The 20,304-nt window shown below is 39.5% G+C and carries 17 protein-coding genes and 1 riboswitch; of the genes, 2 read left to right on the top strand and 15 right to left on the bottom strand.

What is annotated here, in order from left to right; translation table 11 throughout:
- Positions 1-18 precede the first annotated feature (18 nt).
- Positions 19-1,101, bottom strand: coding sequence for an alanine/ornithine racemase family PLP-dependent enzyme (locus tag JBW_RS08240; RefSeq protein WP_007952716.1), 1,083 nt, complete (start codon positions 1,099-1,101; stop codon positions 19-21).
- A gap of 366 nt (positions 1,102-1,467) precedes the next feature.
- Positions 1,468-1,650: riboswitch (cobalamin riboswitch) on the top strand.
- A gap of 234 nt (positions 1,651-1,884) precedes the next feature.
- Between JBW_RS08240 and JBW_RS08235 the strand changes: the two genes are divergently transcribed.
- Positions 1,885-3,123, top strand: a complete 1,239-nt coding sequence (locus JBW_RS08235; RefSeq protein ID WP_007952714.1) for a sigma-54 interaction domain-containing protein — start codon at positions 1,885-1,887, stop codon at positions 3,121-3,123.
- A 281-nt stretch (positions 3,124-3,404) separates the two neighbouring features.
- Here the strand turns inward: JBW_RS08235 and gltA are convergent, their stop codons facing one another.
- From gltA to lon, 14 genes are all read right to left on the bottom strand, one after another.
- Positions 3,405-4,811, bottom strand: coding sequence for an NADPH-dependent glutamate synthase (gene gltA / locus JBW_RS08230; RefSeq protein ID WP_007952713.1), 1,407 nt, complete (start codon positions 4,809-4,811; stop codon positions 3,405-3,407).
- A complete protein-coding gene (locus tag JBW_RS08225) occupies positions 4,796-5,650 on the bottom strand; it encodes a sulfide/dihydroorotate dehydrogenase-like FAD/NAD-binding protein (protein WP_007952712.1) in 855 nt (284 codons plus the stop codon). Before JBW_RS08225 ends, gltA begins: the two co-directional genes overlap by 16 nt.
- Positions 5,651-5,850: 200 nt before the next feature.
- Positions 5,851-7,518, bottom strand: a complete 1,668-nt coding sequence (locus tag JBW_RS08220; RefSeq protein ID WP_007952711.1) for a formate--tetrahydrofolate ligase — start codon at positions 7,516-7,518, stop codon at positions 5,851-5,853.
- Positions 7,519-7,617: 99 nt separating this feature from the next.
- On the bottom strand, positions 7,618-8,490 hold the full coding sequence (folD, locus tag JBW_RS08215) for a bifunctional methylenetetrahydrofolate dehydrogenase/methenyltetrahydrofolate cyclohydrolase FolD (RefSeq protein WP_007952710.1): 873 nt from the start codon (positions 8,488-8,490) through the stop codon (positions 7,618-7,620).
- A gap of 71 nt (positions 8,491-8,561) precedes the next feature.
- Positions 8,562-9,410: a UbiA-like polyprenyltransferase gene (locus tag JBW_RS08210; RefSeq protein WP_007952709.1), complete on the bottom strand. Its 849-nt coding sequence runs from the start codon at positions 9,408-9,410 to the stop codon at positions 8,562-8,564.
- The gene (locus tag JBW_RS08205; RefSeq protein WP_007952708.1) at positions 9,403-10,863 is read right to left on the bottom strand and encodes a menaquinone biosynthesis decarboxylase; all 1,461 of its coding nucleotides are present in this window, start codon (positions 10,861-10,863) and stop codon (positions 9,403-9,405) included. Before JBW_RS08205 ends, JBW_RS08210 begins: the two co-directional genes overlap by 8 nt.
- A 33-nt stretch (positions 10,864-10,896) precedes the next feature.
- The gene (gene tatC, locus JBW_RS08200) at positions 10,897-11,646 is read right to left on the bottom strand and encodes a twin-arginine translocase subunit TatC (RefSeq protein WP_007952707.1); all 750 of its coding nucleotides are present in this window, start codon (positions 11,644-11,646) and stop codon (positions 10,897-10,899) included.
- A 10-nt stretch (positions 11,647-11,656) separates the two neighbouring features.
- Positions 11,657-11,848 carry a twin-arginine translocase TatA/TatE family subunit gene (tatA, locus tag JBW_RS08195; RefSeq protein WP_007952705.1) on the bottom strand — a complete coding sequence of 64 codons (192 nt, stop codon included), beginning with the start codon at positions 11,846-11,848 and terminating at the stop codon, positions 11,657-11,659.
- A gap of 146 nt (positions 11,849-11,994) precedes the next feature.
- Positions 11,995-12,948: a polyprenyl synthetase family protein gene (locus tag JBW_RS08190; RefSeq protein ID WP_036680085.1), complete on the bottom strand. Its 954-nt coding sequence runs from the start codon at positions 12,946-12,948 to the stop codon at positions 11,995-11,997.
- A 248-nt stretch (positions 12,949-13,196) separates the two neighbouring features.
- Complete coding sequence (locus tag JBW_RS08185) at positions 13,197-14,825, bottom strand: L-lactate permease (RefSeq protein WP_007952701.1); 1,629 nt, start codon at positions 14,823-14,825, stop codon at positions 13,197-13,199.
- A gap of 361 nt (positions 14,826-15,186) precedes the next feature.
- Positions 15,187-15,657 (bottom strand): AsnC family transcriptional regulator, encoded by a 471-nt coding sequence (locus tag JBW_RS08180; RefSeq protein WP_007952698.1) that lies wholly within the window; start codon positions 15,655-15,657, stop codon positions 15,187-15,189.
- A gap of 45 nt (positions 15,658-15,702) precedes the next feature.
- A complete protein-coding gene (locus JBW_RS08175) occupies positions 15,703-16,155 on the bottom strand; it encodes an Lrp/AsnC family transcriptional regulator (protein WP_007952697.1) in 453 nt (150 codons plus the stop codon).
- A gap of 267 nt (positions 16,156-16,422) precedes the next feature.
- Complete coding sequence (gene yihA / locus JBW_RS08170; RefSeq protein WP_007952695.1) at positions 16,423-17,058, bottom strand: ribosome biogenesis GTP-binding protein YihA/YsxC; 636 nt, start codon at positions 17,056-17,058, stop codon at positions 16,423-16,425.
- Positions 17,051-19,372 carry an endopeptidase La gene (lon, locus tag JBW_RS08165; RefSeq protein ID WP_007952693.1) on the bottom strand — a complete coding sequence of 774 codons (2,322 nt, stop codon included), beginning with the start codon at positions 19,370-19,372 and terminating at the stop codon, positions 17,051-17,053. Before lon ends, yihA begins: the two co-directional genes overlap by 8 nt.
- Positions 19,373-19,666: 294 nt before the next feature.
- Between lon and JBW_RS08160 the strand changes: the two genes are divergently transcribed.
- Entirely contained in the window at positions 19,667-20,206 is a 540-nt protein-coding gene (locus JBW_RS08160; protein ID WP_007952692.1) for a hypothetical protein, read from the top strand.
- The last annotated feature ends 98 nt before the right edge of the window (positions 20,207-20,304 follow it).

The following is a 20,304-nucleotide window of genomic DNA, read 5'->3' as shown; positions in this document are numbered from 1 at the left end:
CTTAAACAATGACATGCATTATTTAATATTGCCGTGTTTGTAAACGCGAGATACATAGGGCGAAACCATGGCATGAGCCAAAGCTCCATACCGCAAATAAAAACAAACCTCACTGCCGACAGCAATATCTTCAGCAGCATCACTGACATCAAGAATCAAATGATCACTGCTACCGCCTAAAATATCAATTCCTGTTAATATTGGCGTTAAATTATCGATTTCAACATCTTGGCGACCAATGGCTGCAATCGCTCGTTTTCGGATACCTCGGTCAATAAGTACCGGTATATTCCCGAAAGCGTCTTGGGCAATTTCTCCTGACGGCACTGATGGTTTTTCCTGCACCTCGACAATCTCAGCATGTAGAATTAAAGAATTCTGGTAAGCCCCCGGAATAGGATTCCGCTTTAGTGTTTCCCGCCCGAGTAAAATACCTTCTCCAATTCGTAATTGAGTAATTCCCGCTGGCATGGCACTAGTCATTAGTAAGTCAATAGTAGCAGAATTACCACCAGAAATAATGGGTAATGTCAAATCAAACGCATCTCGAACTTGCTGAGTTAACGCAACAAGTTTTTCAAGAATTTCCTGTGTAGGAATTTTGCCTGAATAACAAGCAAAATTTGCGCCAAGTCCTTGCAAACGTATTCCCGATAACAAAAGGATCTGCTGAACCAGAGGCAAAATTTTTTGCGGCATAACTCCTTCTCTTAAATCTCCCATGTCCACCATTAGGATTACGTCATGAATAACTCCAGCCTTGATGGCAGCCTGGCTCAGCTGACTGATCGTTGAAAGCTCAGAAACTAAGCTACAGTCAGCAATTTTCACCACTTCATCCACTTCACTCGGCATTGGAATCCTTAGCAGCAGCAGCGGAACATCAATACCAGCCGTTCGAAGCCTGCGAAGGTTTTGAACCCGTGAATCCCCTAGCATAGGCACTCCACCAGCTAACATAGCCTTAGCTACATCGATATCCGCACACACAGCTTTAGCCACACCGACAATCTGGATATTATGAGCATTACACATGTTAACGATCAAACGAGCATTAGCAGTAATTTTATCAAGATCAATTTCAATAAAAGGATAACCCATAGTACCTACCTCCATCTTTTACGAAGCTTTGCACTCTTGCTATATTTAATAGCTTGCCAATCTGGCACCCTATTGCCACTACTTACCTTCTTTTAATGCAATAATGATGCCAACGCAAATAACCTTCAATTCCCCGCATTATTGCATATTAGTTTAATGATTTCCGGAAAATACCGCCAATTTTTTTGCAGCTGCAAAGATTAATCTTAGAGTTTGTCTGAAATAAAGAGAGCAACCTCAATAGATTTTCTCTATAATCGATAATAAAAAAGAGATTCTAGCACATATTACTATTATCGATTTGACATTTCATCATATACGATGTTATGATGATTTCGAATTATAGAATTATCTGCAATTATTGAATTAAATACTATTGAAATAGGTGCCCGCAAGGGCTTAATAGGGAAGACCGGTGTGATACCGGCGCGGTCCCGCCACTGTAATGGGGAGCAAACTCAATGAATACTACTGAGACGAACATCTTGGGAAGGTTTGGGTAAGCGATGAACTAGAGCCAGGAGAACTGCCTATTTGACAGTCACCATTTGACCCACGAGCGATGGGGAGGGGATTAAGTACACATGTATCAAACTGTACTTTTATCCCGGCGTTTTTGCGCCGGGATTTGTATTTGTTATACATGTTACTTTATAAAAGATGCCTCCCAGCTATAAAACTGGGAGGCATCTTTTTATAAAGTAACATGACCAAATCAGATGCCGATTCATATAACCTCTTGGTTTTTCGAGAAATCTGGACTTTGATATGGAGGAACGATAAATGACAAAATCTAAAAAAATAATAATGGATCAGGAGTATAAACTAAGAGAGCAATTGGCAATAGCTGAACAAAAATTAATATTATATGAAACATTCTTAAATAGCTTGGATATAGGTATTCAGGTAATTGATAAACATGAGACAGCAATTCTATATAATACGATGAAGACTCAATTGGAAGATGAAAACTCAAAAAAAATCACTGACTTGCAGCAAAACCTTTCTGCCCAGAAGAACCCGCTGAATGTAACACAACCTTTTAGCGCCCGCTATACTTTTTCTGATATCATTGGAAACTCTGATGCATTAAAAACCGTGAAGATACAAGCAAATCGAGCGGCACGAACCTCATCAAATATATTACTGTATGGTGAAACAGGAACAGGAAAAGAGCTGTTTGCACAAAGCATTCATAATGCTAGCCTTTGTAAGCAAGGTCCATTTGTTGCAATAAACTGTGCGGCTCTGCCAGAGCATCTGCTAGAAGGATTGCTTTTCGGAACTGTTAAAGGGGGGTTCACTGATGCCCTCGACCGACCGGGCTTTTTTGAACAAGCGCAAGGTGGAACCTTGCTCCTCGATGAAATTAATTCGATGAACATTAATCTACAGGCAAAGCTATTGCGAGTTCTCCGAGAGCACTCTATTCGCAGAGTGGGAGCAACGAATGAAACGGCCATTAGTGTCCGAATTATTTCCACAATCGATGTGAATCCTTTTGACGCCATTGCCCAAAAACAATTAAGAGAAGATCTATATTACTGTCTTGACACTGTGGCTCTTCACATACCTCCTTTGCGCGAACACAAAGATGACATTCCAATTTACATCGATCACTTTATTGAAAAGTATAATTCAAGTATGGAATTGGATATAAAAAGAGTCTCAGCCGCAGTATTAGACGCTTTTCAGCAGTATTCCTGGCCCGGAAATATACGAGAACTTCAGCATGCAATTGAAGGAGCAATGAATCTTGTAGCCTCTGAGCAAGAAATACAAATGCACCACCTACCATCACTATTTCAGTCTAATCTTCTAGCAATGTCAAAATCTACGCAAACAGCCAACATGAGTCGTGCCGAATCAGCAAAACCTATCGAACTGCGGGATACAATGGAAAAAGAGTTAATTTGCGCCGCCTTCAATAAATCAAATGGCAATGTTACACGGACAGCAAAATCCTTGGGACTTACTCGCCAACTTTTACAATACAAGCTAAAAAAATATAACCTAAAATAATTTTTTTCAGCACGCTCACCTCACATCATTTTACATATAAGAGATTTGCCCAAAGGCATAATACCGCAAAAAAATTTGCTTTGCCCTTGGGATAACGCTCTTATAACCAACGTATAACATACTTTCACTGTCCGAGCATCACTGTGTCGCTATGCCGAATACATCATAAGAAAAGCCTTCGCATACCTGCGAAGGCTTTTCTTATGATGGCATACAGAGGAATTAACCCTTACCCTACTTGTCCTTAGGGAAAATATCTCTAAGCTATACATTCTATTTTATTATTTTGCTTTCTTGTCCTGCAAATAACTGTCAATAGCCGCTGCAGCTTTTTTGCCTGCGCCCATGGCTAGTATAACCGTGGCTGCACCAGTTACAATATCACCACCAGCAAATACACCTGGTTTACTGGTAACGCCAGTTTCTTCGTGAGCAGCAATATTGCCCTTTTTATTCGTATCTAATCCTTTTGTAGTAGATTGTACTAAAGGATTAGGACCTTGACCAATGGCGATAATGACAGTGTCTACCTCTAATACAAATTCAGAATTTGGAATTTCAATAGGACGGCGACGTCCAGAGGCATCGGGTTCACCCAGCTCCATTCGTACGCATTGAAGGCCTGTGACCCAGCCATCCTTATTGCCGATTACAGCAGTAGGAGCTGTGAGAAATTGAAAATCAATGCCTTCTTCTTTTGCATGATGAATCTCTTCTAATCTTGCTGGTAACTCAGCTTCCGAACGACGATACACGATATAGGAACGATCTGCCCCTAAGCGCAGAGCAGTTCTTGCTCCATCCATGGCTACGTTGCCACCACCGACAACCGCTACTTTTTTTCCTACATGAATGGGTGTACCGCATTCCGGGAAACGATAGGCTTTCATCAGATTGCAGCGAGTCAAAAATTCATTTGCAGAATAAACACCATTCAGATTTTCTCCTGGAACTCCCATAAAGTAAGGAAGTCCTGCTCCTGTACCAATAAATACAGCATCAAAGCCTTCTTCTTCCATGAGTTCATCAACGGTAAAGGTGCTGCCAATTACAGCATTCACAACAATTTCTACGCCAAGCTTGCGTAAATTGTTAATCTCTACTTGAACTACCTCGTCCTTTGGCAAACGAAATTCGGGAATACCATACATTAAGACACCACCTGGCAAATGTAAGGCTTCAAAGATCGTAACTTTATACCCCTTTTTCGCTAAATCACCTGCTACTGCCAGGCCTGCCGGTCCAGAACCAATGACAGCTACTTTCTGTGCATCAGGGGCATAATCAATTGCAGCGATACTTTCTCCTTTATTGCGGGCAGTATCTGCCACATAGCGTTCTAGACGACCAATACCTACTGCTTCCCCTCTTTTAGCCAAGACACAGTATTTTTCGCATTGCTCTTCTTGAGGACATACCCTGCCACAAACTGCTGGAAGGCTATTCACTTCTTTTATTTTTGCAATGGCTACATCCATATTTCCTTCTTTTACCTCTTTAATAAAAGCAGGAATATCAACTTGTACGGGGCAGCCCTTACGGCAAGGTGCTGCTTTGCATTGCAGGCAGCGTGCTGCTTCTGCTTTCGCTAGCTCTTCCGTATAACCAAGGCTTACCTCAGCAAAATTCTTTGCCCGTACCTTAGGTTCTTGCTCTGGCATTGGATTTTTATTTAGTGAGAGTGACATTTACAGCCCTCCTCTCTTTTACCAGCAATGTACTCACTATGCTGTTTTTCATGAGGTTTATACATACGCTGACGCGCCATTAGGCTTTCAAAGTCAACTTTATGGGCATCAAATTCGGGACCGTCAACACAGGCAAATTTATTCTCCTGACCGACGGAAACTCTACAGCCGCCGCACATGCCAGTACCATCCACCATGATAGGGTTCAGGCTAACCACTGTAGGAACCCCATAAGGTCTGGTTGTTTCTGCAACGAATTTCATCATAATAACAGGACCAATCGCCACTACTAGACTGATGGTTTTATCGGAATCTAATAATTCTTTTAGTGGCTGGGTAACCAAAGCTTTAATTCCCTTTGAACCATCATCTGTTGTAATGATCAATTCATCGCTGACTGCTGCCATTTCTTCTTCATAAATCAAAATATCCTCCGAACGGGCCCCAATAATTGAAATCACTTCATTACCTGCTTCTTTCAGACCACGAGCGATAGGATATACCGGTGCTATACCGATACCACCACCTACGCAGACAACCGTACCAAACTTTTCAATATGAGTAGGCTTACCCAAAGGACCAACTAAATCTAATAAGAACTCGCCTTGCTGTAAGCGACCTAACTCAACTGTAGAAGCACCTACTTCTTGGAAAATAAGGGTAACACTGCCCTTTTCCCGATTAAAATCGGCAATGGTTAGAGGAATACGCTCCCCTTGATCATTTACACGTAAAATAACAAATTGCCCGGGTTTTGCTTTTTTAGCAATCAGAGGCGCCTCCACCTCAAAAAGTTGAACACTTGGCGCCAACTGCTGTTTTACAAGAATTTTATACACAAGAAACCTCCTTTAATTAAGGAAAGGTAAACCCCTTACCTATTTCACCTTCCCAGAAACTTCTCGAATCGTAATGTAAATAATAGTCCAATTTTTATTAGTAATATGTCTCTAATTTTATCCCTTTCTCATGATAAGTCAATACTTTATCAATGCGATTCACCATTTATAATGAAACCTGTCCTAATTCTTGCTTATACTTAAAACAAGCCAACAATTTTTCCAACATTATCAATATCCATTTTTTCTGCCGCTGGACGTTTAGGCAGCCCTGGCATGGTCATCACTTCACCTGTCAGTGCTACTAAGAATCCAGCTCCTGCTGCTACTCGAATTTCACGCACAGTGATGGTAAAGCCAGTAGGTCTTCCTAATTGGGTCATATCATCACTCAAAGAGTATTGAGTTTTAGCCATACATATAGGTGTTTTATCAAAACCTAACGCTGTAAGCTCCTTAATTGTCTTTTCCGCTTGAGGAGTATAACTAACCCCTTCGGCACCATATATTTCCCTGGCAATAGTTGCGATCTTATCCTTGATCGACGCATTCACATCATATAGATAGTTGAAATTGCCAGGCTGCTCACAAGCTGCGAGAACTTTTTGGGCCAGTTCTATGCCACCTTGACTACCTTTAGCCCATACTTCTGATAAAGCAACCTCAGCACCCAACTCCACACATTTTTGTCTTACAAATTCAAGTTCTTGGGAACTATCTATAGGAAACGCATTAATAGCAACGATTGCTGGCAAACCAAATTTCTGCATATTTTCAATATGTTTTGTCAAATTCGCCAAGCCTTTTTCTAAAGCTGGCATATTTTCTCCCACTAACTCTGTTTTAGGTACGCCACCATGCATTTTAAGAGCGCGAACAGTAGCGACAATTACCACTGCATCTGGCTTGATCCCCGCAAACCGACACTTAATATCTAAAAATTTCTCAGCACCAAGGTCAGCACCAAAACCAGCTTCTGTAACACAAATATCAGCCAGTTTTAATGCAAATTTAGTCGCCATTACACTATTGCAGCCATGGGCAATATTAGCAAAAGGTCCGCCATGGACAAAAGCCGGAGTATGTTCTAATGTCTGCACTAAATTAGGCTTTATAGCGTCTTTAAACAATAACGTCAAAGCTCCCGTGACATGTAATGCTTCAGCAGTAATGGGTTCATTTCCGTAGGTATAACCAATAATAATCTTACCGATACGAGCCTTCATGTCATCTAAATCACTGGCTAAACATAAAATAGCCATCATTTCTGAAGCAACCGTAATATCAAAACCGCTTTCCCGGGGTATACCATTTATTTTCCCGCCTAGTCCGCAAATAATCGAGCGTAGTGAACGTTCATTTAAATCCATCACACGGCGCCAGGTAATACGCCTAGGATCTAAGCCTAATTCATTTCCTTGATGAATATGATTGTCAATGATAGCGGCTAATAAATTATGAGCCGTTGTAATTGCATGAAAATCTCCAGTAAAATGTAAATTAATATCTTCCATCGGCACTACTTGCGCATATCCACCACCAGCAGCACCACCTTTCATGCCAAAACAGGGTCCTAGGGATGGCTCACGCAGCGCTATGGCCACTTTTTTTCCAATTTGATGTAACGCATCGCCAAGACCGACTGTAGTCGTTGTTTTACCTTCCCCTGCCGCTGTCGGGTTAATAGCGGTAACCAATACTAACTTACCATCAGGGCGAGTTTTAATATTTTCCCAAGTCTGTAATGATACCTTCCCTTTATATTTTCCATAAAGTTCAAGATCATCTTGCGTAATGCCAAGTTGACTGGCAACTTCTTCAATATGTATCATATGGGCCTCTTGCGCAATTTCAACATCACTTTTCATTTTATATACCTCCTTATATAACTACAGCCAAAGTGAATTCTTGATACAATCGCTTTGTTTCAAGTATCATTTGGCTGTAACACTACCGAATGAATTGGTCTATTTATGTTCTTTATGACACTGCAACTGGGCAGCTTTTACCGTATTACTAAGTAACATCGCAATGGTCAAAAGGCCAACGCCGCCTGGTACGGGGGTAATGGCCCCTGCCACTTCTTTTACATCTTCAAAGTTAACGTCACCCACTAATTTTTTATCTGCAAGGCGATTGATTCCCACGTCAATTACTACAGCACCTGGTTTTACCATATCTTTAGTCACAAAATGAGCTTTGCCAATTGCAACTATTAAGATATCAGCTTGGGAAGTGATGCTGGGTAAATTGGCAGTCCGAGAGTGACATATAGTTACTGTAGCATGACGGGACAATAATAAATTTGCCATTGGTTTACCAACAATATTGCTCCGCCCAATGATTACTGCATGTTTACCCGCAATTTCTACATTGGCAAGTTCTAAAATTTTGATACAGCCAGCAGGTGTGCACGGTACAAGATGCTCTTGACCGATTGCTAATTTACCCACATTTACAGGATGAAATCCGTCCACATCTTTATCAGGGTGGATTGCTTTTAAAAGCTCTGCTTCATCATGTTTTAAAGCATCAGGCAATGGTAATTGTAATAAAATACCGTGAATGGTAGTACTTTCATTCAAGACACGAATCTGTTCTAATAATTCTTGCTTAGTGACACTTGCCGGCATACGTATCACTTCTGAATAAATGCCTAATTCTTCACAAGCCTTATGCTTATTGGCTACGTATACTTTTGAGGCAGCATTCTCCCCAACAATGATTACTGCCAGTCCAGGCATAATCCCCTGTGACTTTATAAACTTTTCAACATCCTTGTGCACACTCTTTTTTATTTCTGCTGCAAAAACTTTACCTTCTAATAATGTTGCTGTCATATAACATCCCCCCATGCTGTTTTTCTCTCTGGCGTAGAAAAAATATTATTTCTGCCTTAATCCAATCTTCTTTATGCCAGAATACTAATTACAGTAAATACTAATAAAGCAATACTTACTAAGCCATTACGCATAAAATAAGCTTGAGTCACCAAGCGAAAATCAGTAGGGGTGACAATGGAATGCTGATAAATTAATACCAATGCAGCAAGTACTACACCCGCATAATATATTCCATGCATGTTCATGAGCTGTCCTACTAAATAAAAGCCCATAATACTAATCACATGCATTGCTTTACATATAGCCAATGTTCTTGGTATGCCAAAGCGTACTGGCATGGAATGCAACCCATGCTTTTTATCGAAAGCAACATCTTGACAGCCATAAATAGCATCAAAACCAGCAATCCATACCCCAACAGCTAACCCAAGCAGGAGGATAGGCATGGTAATATCTCCCCGTATCGCTACCCAAGAGCCAATGGGTGCAATGGATAAAGCCAAACCCAGAACTAAATGACAAGTCCAGGAAAATCGTTTCATATAGGGATAGATGACTAAAGGGAGTATTGCCAAGGGAGCCAATTGTAAGCATAAAGGATGTAAATTGGCTGCTGCCCAGACAAATAGCCCCAAGCTGGCCAATGTTAAAAGTATTGCCTCCCAAGGCTTAACCGCCCCGGTTACCATGGGGCGATTTGCAAACCTTGGCTGTAATTTGTCATATTTTAAATCAATACAGTTATTTAATGCCATAGCTGCACTGCGTGCGCCCACCATAGCCAAAGTAATCCAGAAGAATTCTCTGCCTGTAGGTATACCGCCAGCTGCTAATATAGCACCAATATAGGAAAAAGGTAAGGCAAATACAGTATGCGACAATACGATATTATCAAGATGTGCTTTAATTTTACTCAAGACCCAATCCCTTCCATTTCTTGTCAACCATCTCTTTTATTTCTGCTGACATTTCAATTTCATCCGGCCATTCTCGGGTATAGCCTTCGGCAGCCCAGGCTTTTGTGGCATCAATCCCCACTTTGGTCCCCCAGTTTGGCATCGGCGAAGAATGATCCAGTACATCCAGTGGTCCATCCACCATCACAATATCACGGCGAGCATCAATGTTATTATACACGCGCCACCATACTTCATTCATATCCTGCACATTAACGTGTTCATCCACGACAATAACCATTTTAGTAAACATCATTTGCCCCATACCCCAAATCGCATGCATTACTTTTTTGGCTTGCTGGGGATAGGTTTTCTTTATCGATACTACGGCACAATTATGAAAAACACCTTCCAGAGGCAGGTTCAAATCAATGATTTCTGGTAAATTCATTTGCAATACAGGCAGGAAAATACGTTCTGTAGCCTTTGCTAAGAAACAATCTTCCATTGGCGGTTTGCCTACGATGGTAGCTGGATAAATAGGATCTTTACGATGAGTAATACAAGTAATATGAAACACAGGATAATCATCAGCAAGGGAATAATAACCCGTATGGTCACCAAAAGGTCCTTCCCTTCTCAATTCATCAATCATCACATACCCTTCCAGGACAATTTCCGAATGAGCTGGTACTTCCACATCCACCGTCTCACACTTAATCATTTCTACGGATTTTTTACGCAAAAATCCTGCAAATACCATTTCATCAATATCTTTCGGCAATGGAGCCGTAGCCGCATATGTAAGAGTTGGATCAGTACCAATAGCTACAGCCACCTCAATACGATCTTTACCTAATGTCTGATGAGCCCGATAATTTTCTGCCCCATTTTTATGAATATGCCAATGCATACCTGTCGTTTGTCCATCATACACTTGCAAACGATACATTCCCACATTTCGCTTACCATTCAAAGGATTTTTAGTAAATACTAAAGGCAATGTAATAAATTTGCCAGCATCACCAGGCCAGCATTTTAAAATAGGAAATTTATCTAACGAAGGCTGATCTTTAATAATCACTTCTTTACATGGTCCGCTCTTTACATACTTAGGGAAGTTTATCGCCCGCTTAGCGGTAGGAATAATTTTCAGCAAATCTAATTTATTCTGTACAGAAATATAAGGTAATTTGAAGATTTCTTTTACTTCTGCTGCAATATCATCAAGTTTGTCTACGCCTAAAGCCAGCGCCATACGCTCCATACTGCCAAAAGCATTCATGAGCACAGGCATATTGTAGCCTCTTACATTTTCAAAAAGTAAGGCTACATTTTTCTCACCAGACATTTTAGATACCCGATCAGTGATCTCTGTAATCTCCAGGTCACAATTTACCTCTTCTTGAATGCGCTTCAACCAGCCTCGCTCTTCTAGAGCATGAATGAATTCACGTAAATCAGTAAATGCCATATATAACTTCCTTTCATTGGCTTTTCACGAATATTATTTCTTTAAAAGGTATTTTACAATCAAAATACTAAGTTCATATAATACAATTACAGGCACAGCCACCATAGTCTGAGAAAAAATATCTGGAGTAGGTGAAATAACAGCACCTATCACAAATGATAACACTAAAACATGTTTACGCTTGCCAGTTAAAAAGCTCGAACTTATGAGGCCAAATTTAGCCATAACGATGATAAATAACGGTAACTCAAAGATAAAACCAAAGGGCAGTAAAAAGGAGATGACAAAAGATAAATACTCGCCTAAAGATAGCAAAGGCTGAAGATTTTCTGTAGCAAATCCCATAAAAAATTTAATTCCCGCTGGTAATACAAGAGCATAGGAAAAGGCAAGTCCTATAAAAAATAACAGTACAGAGGAAGGCACTAAAATAAGAGAAGCCATATGCTCCTTCTTCGTTAATGCTGGCACGACAAACGCCCAAATTTGATACAGCACAATCGGCAACACTAATAGAAAACCAGCAAAAACAGATACTCTTATATAAGTAAAAAAGGCTTCCGCCGGACTCATATAATACAACTTACCAGCAGGAGCCGTAATATACTGTACTAACTCGGCAGCATAAAAATAACTAATCAGACTCCCCGCAGCTACAGCTATAATAATAATAATCAGCCTGCGTCGTAATTCTTGCAGATGTTCCACTAAAGACATTCCGTTGTCAATAGCACCATCCTCAAGCTGATCATCATCCTTATCCGTACTTATTATATCCGACATTGAGTATTCCTCACTTTTTTTCTTCTGTCTTACTCTCTTCTTTTATTATAGGATCTTGCTTTATCTCTCCAGTTGTAGCCTTTTTAAATTCCTGAATACCTCTACCTAAAGCTTTACCGACTTCTGGAAGTTTGCCAGGGCCAAAAACAACAAGTGCGATTACTAATATTAATACTAATTCAGGCATGCTGAAACTAAACATCGATACATAACCCCTTTCTAAGTAGAACTTATTTACCTATTATACCTAAAATCCTCTAAAAAGAAAAGACTTGGCCCGCACCAAGTCTTCTGCATTTATAACAAAAACTTTCACAATAAATGTTATCTATATACTACCCATAAAATTTAATAATTACGCAAACCTACAAAATCAGCTACTGCAATAAATGCTTCCCTATGTTCTCCCAATATGTTGACAGGTATAACATTACGTGAATATTTTAAATAATCTGCAACACGGCTGTAGGAATACTCGATTGCATCTGTTTCATGAAGAATCGCCAAGCCACGTTTAATTTTCTCTTCCGACATATTCTTAGTTTGGACAATCTCTCGTAACTCATCCTTATGTGAGCTATGCTCCAAAGCATAAATGATAGGCAATGTTACAATCCCTTGCCTTAAATCATTACCGACAGGTTTACCAATTTGTTCTGAAGATGCAGTAACATCTAAAATATCATCTGTGATTTGAAAAGCCATTCCTAATGAGTATCCATATTCCCGTAAGGCTTTCGTTTCTTCAGCAGACAGTCCCACTGCCAAACCACCTAACTCACAGCTAGCAGCAATAAAATTCGCAGTTTTCTGTTCAATACGTCCTAAATAATCACTTTCTTTTTGATCTGCATGAAAGGTACTTCGATTCTGATTAATTTCACCTTCACACATAGAACAGATAACATCTGTCAATACTTTAAGCATTTCGTTACTAACCTTATTTGCCACTAGGGAAAAAGCTTTAGCAAATAAATAATCACCAATTAATACCGATGAATGATTGCCCCAACAAGAGTTAGCAGTTGCTTTCCCGCGACGAGTTGCTGCATTATCAATTACATCATCATGAACCAAAGTAGCCATGTGGATTAATTCAATAGCAACTGCCATTGGCATTATTTTTTCCATATCAGCTACTCGGCCTTTGGTGCACATAAAGTACAAAGCAGGACGTAATCGTTTACCACCAGCTTCTACTAAATGTTTGCTAATATCCGTTATTAATTTTTCGGGAGAGTGTATAACAGAAAGTAATTCCGTTTCCAATAACATCAAATCACTTTTTACAACATCAAACATCGAATTTTTATTCACTATTTTAATCACCTACACGCAAAGTCTGTTACTATAATACACTATTATCTGTCTTTACGTCTATTGCTTTTTTAAATTTTTATGACAACCTTCGAGAATTCTTTTTAACGCAATATGTCAAATTATCATATGAAATGGCAAATTCTCTTGCTAAATTCACTATACTACCATAAAAATACTGGGTGGAGAAAACTCTCAACCCAGTATCTTTTCGTTTCGTATACTTTAAAAGATTAAGGGATCATCCAATTGAGCCAATAAGCCTGTACATAGGTTATGAGACCTACAATCACAGCCAAGACTAGAGAATGTTTTACTGTAAAGCTAAACAAGTCGCCTTCTTTGCCAACTAATCCTGTAGCTGCGGTTGCCACAGCAATACTTTGTGGAGAAATCATCTTGCCGCAAACACCACCTGATGAATTTCCCGCTACTGTTAAGATCGGATCAACACCAATCTGCTGCCCAGTAACAGATTGTAAATTGCCGAATAAAGCATTGGCAGAAGTATCGGACCCTGTTAAAAATACTCCTAGCCACCCTAGGAACGGAGAGAAGAATGGAAATAGCGAACCTGAACCCGCAAGGAATAGACCTAGAGTAGAGCTCATTCCTGAGTAATTCATAACATAAGCTAAACCTAGAACACAAGGAATGGTGATCAAAGGTTTCAATAACTGGTTGAAGGTTTTTGCAAAAACAGCAATAAATCGGCTAGGACCAACACCTAGAACAGCAGCTGTAAGAATACTTGCAATAAATAATGCTGTACCTGCAGCACTTAACCAATTGATTTTATAAAGAGCCGCTAAAGCTACTGGTTGTTTTGCAATAGGTGCAACCTGTGTAACAAGTTTATCAAGACCCGGCACTATCCAATTAATAGTTACAGTATTTAATGATGCTACCACCGGTTTTAATCCCCATAAAATGACCATTACTGTTAAAATTATAAATGGAGACCATGCTTTTAGAACTTTGCCAAGAGTCAAAGCAGCTCTGTCAGCAACAAGAGTCGGTGCTGGTTCATTTTCAAATCGCCAGATGTTTGCTGGCTTCCAATATTTTAGGAATATTGTTAAAGCAACGATGCAAGCAAGTGAAGATAAAATATCGGGGAGTTCTGGCCCAATATAGTTAGATGAAAACCATTGTACGCCAGCAAAGGATATACCCGCCACTAAGCACGCAGGCAATACTTCTTTTGCAGCCTTCCAGCCCGACATTAATACCACTAACCAAATCGGAATAATAATGGATAAAAACGGAAGCTGTCTTCCTACCATGGCACTAATTTTCATAGTATCGAGTCCTGTAACTTGACCAGCAACAATGATAGGAATACCAATGCCGCCAAAAGCTACTGGAGCAGTATTGGCAATCAAACATAATCCTGCAGCATATAAAGGATTAAAGCCAAGCCCCACCAACATACCAGCAGAAATCGCCACAGGGGTTCCAAATCCTGCTGCCCCTTCCAAGAAAGCACCAAAACCAAAAGCAATTAAGAGAGCTTGCAGACGCCGATCATCCGTAATCGTCGCAATAGAGTCTTTGACAATTTGAAATTGTCCCGTCTCTACTGTAAGGTTATAAATAAAGATAGCCGTAATTACGATCCAGAAGATAGGAAATATTCCATATAAAGCTCCCATAGCAGCCGAGGTAATCGCTAACCCTGGAGGCATTTGATAAACAAAAATAGCTACTAATATAGCAGAAACTAACGCTAAGGCGCCAGCAATTTGTCCAGGAGACCGTCGAATAGCCAATAAATAAAAAATTACGATAATAGGAATAGCTGCCAGTAATGATGAAAGAGCAAGATTCTGCATAGGATCATATACTTGCGTCCAATTCATTCAGTAACACCCCTTTCTTTTTACCTTATTAACTATTAGATGAAGGATATAATAATGCCTTATGAGCTTCAAGTAATATTACTATCACCTCCTCATCCCCCGTTTAGTTTTATATAAATCATTACAAGTTATGCACCTCCTAAATAAATAATGTCTATTTATCAATTCCAAGAAAATTATCTCAAAATACAGAATTTTTACTCTATTTATTCTCCAAATTTCTACACCTACTAATCAATCCCTCTTTTTTTACTGTTCAATAATAAATTACTTTTTTCACTATATTAAATACTAAAATACTCAAAATAAGTAGCAGCACATGTACAATCCATGTGCTGCTACTACCGCTTATCATTGATGATTAGTCTTTAAAATATTGCATACTAATTTTTTTCCATTCTTTTGTGCTAAATAACATGACATATTCCTGCAATCCTGTGCGCTTAGCGATATCTTCCGCTAGCACCTTACAGTCCTTACGAGTATGAGCATGAAGCATCGTGTAAAAATTATAGGGCCAGCCAGGTTGGGATATCCTCGCATAGCAATGGGATACTACTGCATCTTTTGCCAACATTTTTCCGATTTCAACAATACGCTCCTCAGGAACAATCCACGCACATAATGCATTGGCTGCATAACCAACTTCCCGATGTCTAAGAACAGCTCCCATTTTACGAATCTTGCCCGATTGACGATATCCTTTCAATCTTCCTAAAAGTTCATCTTCATGAATCCCTAATCTTTCTGCTATTTGCCGATAAGGTTCAGCTACTAAGGGAAAGTCTTCCTGCATAATCACGATAATCTTTTTATCTAATTCATCCAGCATAAGTCACCTCTTTTCCAGCTTATTTGAAGTCCACTCTCACATTTTCTAGGTTAAAGAAAACTGTACACTCACTTTAAACTTCTGAGTAGCTGGCAAATTTAGCAACCGCACGACACCATCAAGATTACGAATGGTTTCTAATATTTCATCTTGTTTCAAAAGGTTTGGACTTAATAGCGTAAACCACAGATTTAAATCTGCTTCACGTTCATAGTTATGAGTAACCCCATAATAAGAATTAATAACGCCCGCCACTTGGGCAAGACACTCCTCTTTTACCTCCAATGCCACTAAGGTGCCAATATAACCGAGTTTGGTAGAATCAAAAAAAGGACCGATGCGGCGAATGAAACCTTGCGCTTTTAAAAACTTTAGTCTTTCAATGACGATTGCTTCCGTTGTTTCTAGTTTTTTTGCCACTAACGCGAAAGGACGCTTCTCAAAAGATAAATCTGTTTGAATAATATTCAATAAACTCTTATCAAATGCAGTAAGCATAAACAACTCCTTTTTATTTATTTTGTACCAAATACCCTATGAAACAGTCAGAATGCCATAACATGGTAAGTGTAACGGCGCTTAGTAATAAATAACATTCTGATTATATACAAAGTAAATGTATCCATCGAAGCCATTCTATATACTTTAAAAGAAAAGAACCTGGATTGCACCAAGTCCACTCCTTTGCTCAAAATCAGCAGTGAATTGTTAGTTATTCCATCAAAAAGGAGAACAGCCGATGCTATTCTCCTTTGCATTTATATTTCATTTTAACAGAATCTGCCCAATTACGTCAAGTAACTCTGGACGACCTAAACCTTTTTCTGAAGAATAGGCAATAATATGATCACCTTTCATTCCTAATCCTTTACGAATTGCTTCCACATTCTTTTTTACAGCCATTCGATTGAGTTTATCGGCTTTGGTTGCAATCACTTGTACTGGCACATCATTTTCAATTAACCACTTATAGGCACTGATATCACTATCCATCGGATCATGGCGGATATCAATTAACTGACAGACCAGTTGCAGCCTGGGAGATTTTAATAAATATTCTTCAATAAATTTTGCCCACTGCTGCCGATTGGATTTACCTGTACGAGCATAGCCATATCCAGGTAAATCTACCAGAAAAAAATCACGTTTATCCGTATCACTGAGTTTAGCCATCAACTTATAGAAGTTAAGGGTTTGGGTTTTCCCTGGGCTGCCACTTGTACGCGCTAACCCATTACGCCTTGATAATGAATTGATCAATGAAGATTTACCTACATTGGAGCGCCCCATAAATGCAATTTCATGTAGTTCACCTTCGGGGTACTGATCAATTTTTACAGCTGAAGCGATATATTGGCCACTGGTAATATTCATATCTTTCTTTATTACTTCACTACTCACTTTTGCTCACCAATGCCGCTTTTAGCACCTCATCCATGTGTTCCACCAATACGAATTCTAAGTGTTTTTTTACATTTGCAGGTATCTCGTCTATATCTCGTTTATTTTCCTTCGGCATGATGATCGTCTTAATACCAACACGATGAGCAGCTAATACTTTCTCTTTAATGCCACCTACAGGCAGAACTCGTCCTCGTAAGGTGATTTCTCCCGTCATTGCAACATCACTCCGCACAGCCCTGTTAGTCAACGCTGAGACCACTGCTGTGGACATACTAATGCCTGCTGAAGGTCCATCTTTAGGGATACCACCTTCTGGTAAGTGAATATGGATATCTGTTTCTTCTTGGAAATTCCCATCAATGCCCAATTCCTGAGCACGAGTGCGAATGTAGCTAAAGCCTGCTTGTGCTGATTCTCTCATGACCTCACCCAGCTGACCTGTCAGCAGTAATTTACCCTTGCCCTTCATAACAGAAACCTCAATTGCAAGAACATCTCCGCCGACTTCAGTCCAAGCCAGTCCTGTACTTACTCCTACCTGGGGCTGACGCTCAGCCTGGGTATGGCGATATCTAGGGGCACCTAAATAGGTGTGCAAGTTTTGTGCCGTTACTTTCACATTCGTACGTTTTTCTTGCACAATTTGACGCGCTACTTTACGGCATAACGTAGCGATATTTCGTTCCAAGCCACGCACACCTGATTCTCGAGTATAATCACCAATGATTTTTTGTAAGGTAGTATCAGAGAAAACAATCTGTTTATCTGTTAAGCCATGGTCCCGAACTTGTTTAGGGACTAAATAGCGCTTTGAAATCTCGACTTTTTCTTCTTCCGTATAACCAGGAATATTAATAATTTCTATACGATCGAGCAGCGGTCGAGGAATGGTATGCATCACATTCGCAGTTACTACCCATAAAACCCTGGAAAGATCATAAGGCACTTCTACGTAATGATCACTAAATGTATTATTTTGCTCCGGATCTAAAACCTCTAATAACGCAGCAGACGGGTCACCTCTAAAGTCCGCACTCATTTTATCAATTTCATCTAACAAAAATACTGGATTTTTTGAACCAGCAGTACGTATCCCTTGAATAATTCGACCAGGCAGGGCTCCAACATAAGTACGGCGATGGCCGCGAATTTCAGCTTCATCTCTTACACCACCTAAAGAGACTCGGACAAATTTTCGATCCATTGCCTTAGCAATCGAACGAGCCAGAGACGTTTTACCTACACCGGGAGGTCCCACAAGGCAAAGAATTGGTCCTTTCATGGTTTCTGTCAATTTCCGAATCGATAAATATTCTAAAATACGTTCTTTTACTTTTTCTAGACCATAATGATCTTCATTCAATATTTTTTCAGCGTTATTAACATCCAGCATGTCTTCAGTCTCTTTGGTCCAAGGCAGTGCTAATAAGCAATCAAGATAGGTACGGATAACAGCGCTTTCTGCCACCATCGCCGGCATTTTTTCAAGACGTTCAATTTCTTTATTAATTTTTTCTGCAACTTCCTTAGGAACCTCTTGCTCTTTGAGTTTATTTCTGTATTCTTCCACTTCAGCTGCCCGATCGTCTTTTTCACCTAATTCTTTTTGAATTGCCTTTAACTGCTCACGCAAATAATATTCTTTTTGTGTTTTTTCCATTTGTTTACGCACGCGAACACTGATTTTCTTTTCCAATTCGAGAATTTCCATCTCACGCCCAAGAATTTCGCATAATTTCTCCAAGCGTTCTTTTACATCAACAGCATCAAGCAATGCTTGTTTGTCTTCAATTTTAAGAGATAAATGGCTGGCAATTAGGTCTGTTAAACGACCTGGTTCTTCTACGACTACAACCGAAACCAGAGTTTCCGGTGGGATCTTTTTACTCAGCTTTACCCATTGCTCAAAATGGGCAATAGCTGTACGAGTTAAGGCTTCTATTTCCAGAGTACGTGTTTCTGGCTCATCAAATTCCTTAACTTCTACTTGATAAAAGTTTTCCGAATCCGTATACTTTATTACTTCAGCACGGTGCAATCCTTCTACTAGTACTCGAATCGTACCACCAGGCAGCTTTAATAATTGCTTCACCTCAGCTACGGTTCCAAATGTAAAGATCTCCTCTGGCGTTGGTGCATCATTCTGCGCATCTTTTTGTGTAGCAAGCATAATGAAGCGATCATTTACCATGGCTTCTTCCAATGCACTAATCGATTTTTCACGACCAACATCAAGATGGATAATCATATATGGGAAAACTAAGATGCCTCTAAGGGGCAGCAGCGGTATGGTGCGTACTTTATTCAGCATAAAATTAATCTCCTTTAAATTGTCCTTATCCTATTACTATTATTTTCATCCTTAACATTTATAAATATTCTTATTTACCCTGCAAAAATCCTTTTTGTAGAAAATAAAAAACATAGAAAATAGTAGAATTTTACCTTTTACACCATTTGTAATCAATAGTATAATATATTATGTTAACTAGATAGGTTTTATTCATTGATTTAGTACAAGAGCTAAGTCAAGATTTTCTTTTAGGAAAGTGACGTTTTCACAGGGCAAGACTTCTTGATCATGGTATTTGAGAGGGGAAAATATATGAATTGGCAAAAATACAACTGGTCAATTATTATCATCAGTGTCCTATTCACCTTCGCTGCTGCCAGCAGCAGCTATTATTTTTGGCAACAGCACACAATGACTAAACCATTAACATTGGCCTTAGAAGAAATCGAAGGTGTGGAAGCTGTAACTTTAAACAACCAAGACAAAGCTCAAACCGTTTTAGAAATTCATGTGACCCTTAGCAATATCAATAATCTGCAAACAACTTACGAGAGTATCAATCACACCATTAAGACGAACATCGGGACCAAACGATATAAACTCATCCTCCATGACCATAAGACCCCCGCCTTGGAAGAGTTTTATTATTCCATTCATCATCAAATTTTTGAAGGGCTCACTACAGGAAACTTTAGCACCATGTATAACAGCATTCAAGAAAAGGCCATTGCTGCTGATATAAAAGTACAAGTATATATAGATACTAATTATCTATATCTTCAGCTCACCACTGCAACGGGGAATCTCTATCAGGTAATCCCCAGACAATTAGATGATAAAGAGGTGAGATAAATGTATTTAACAGAGTTGTGTATAGGTACAGTCGCAGGCCTTCTCCTTTTTATGCTTTGGCAGGGATTTGACGGTATCCTAGTATTTTTTGTTGCAGC

It is taken from the genome of Pelosinus fermentans JBW45, assembly GCF_000271665.2.
GTDB lineage: Bacteria > Bacillota > Negativicutes > DSM-13327 > DSM-13327 > Pelosinus > Pelosinus baikalensis.
Note: the sequence above shows the minus strand (reverse complement) of the source record. Positions and strands in the feature narration are given on the sequence as shown.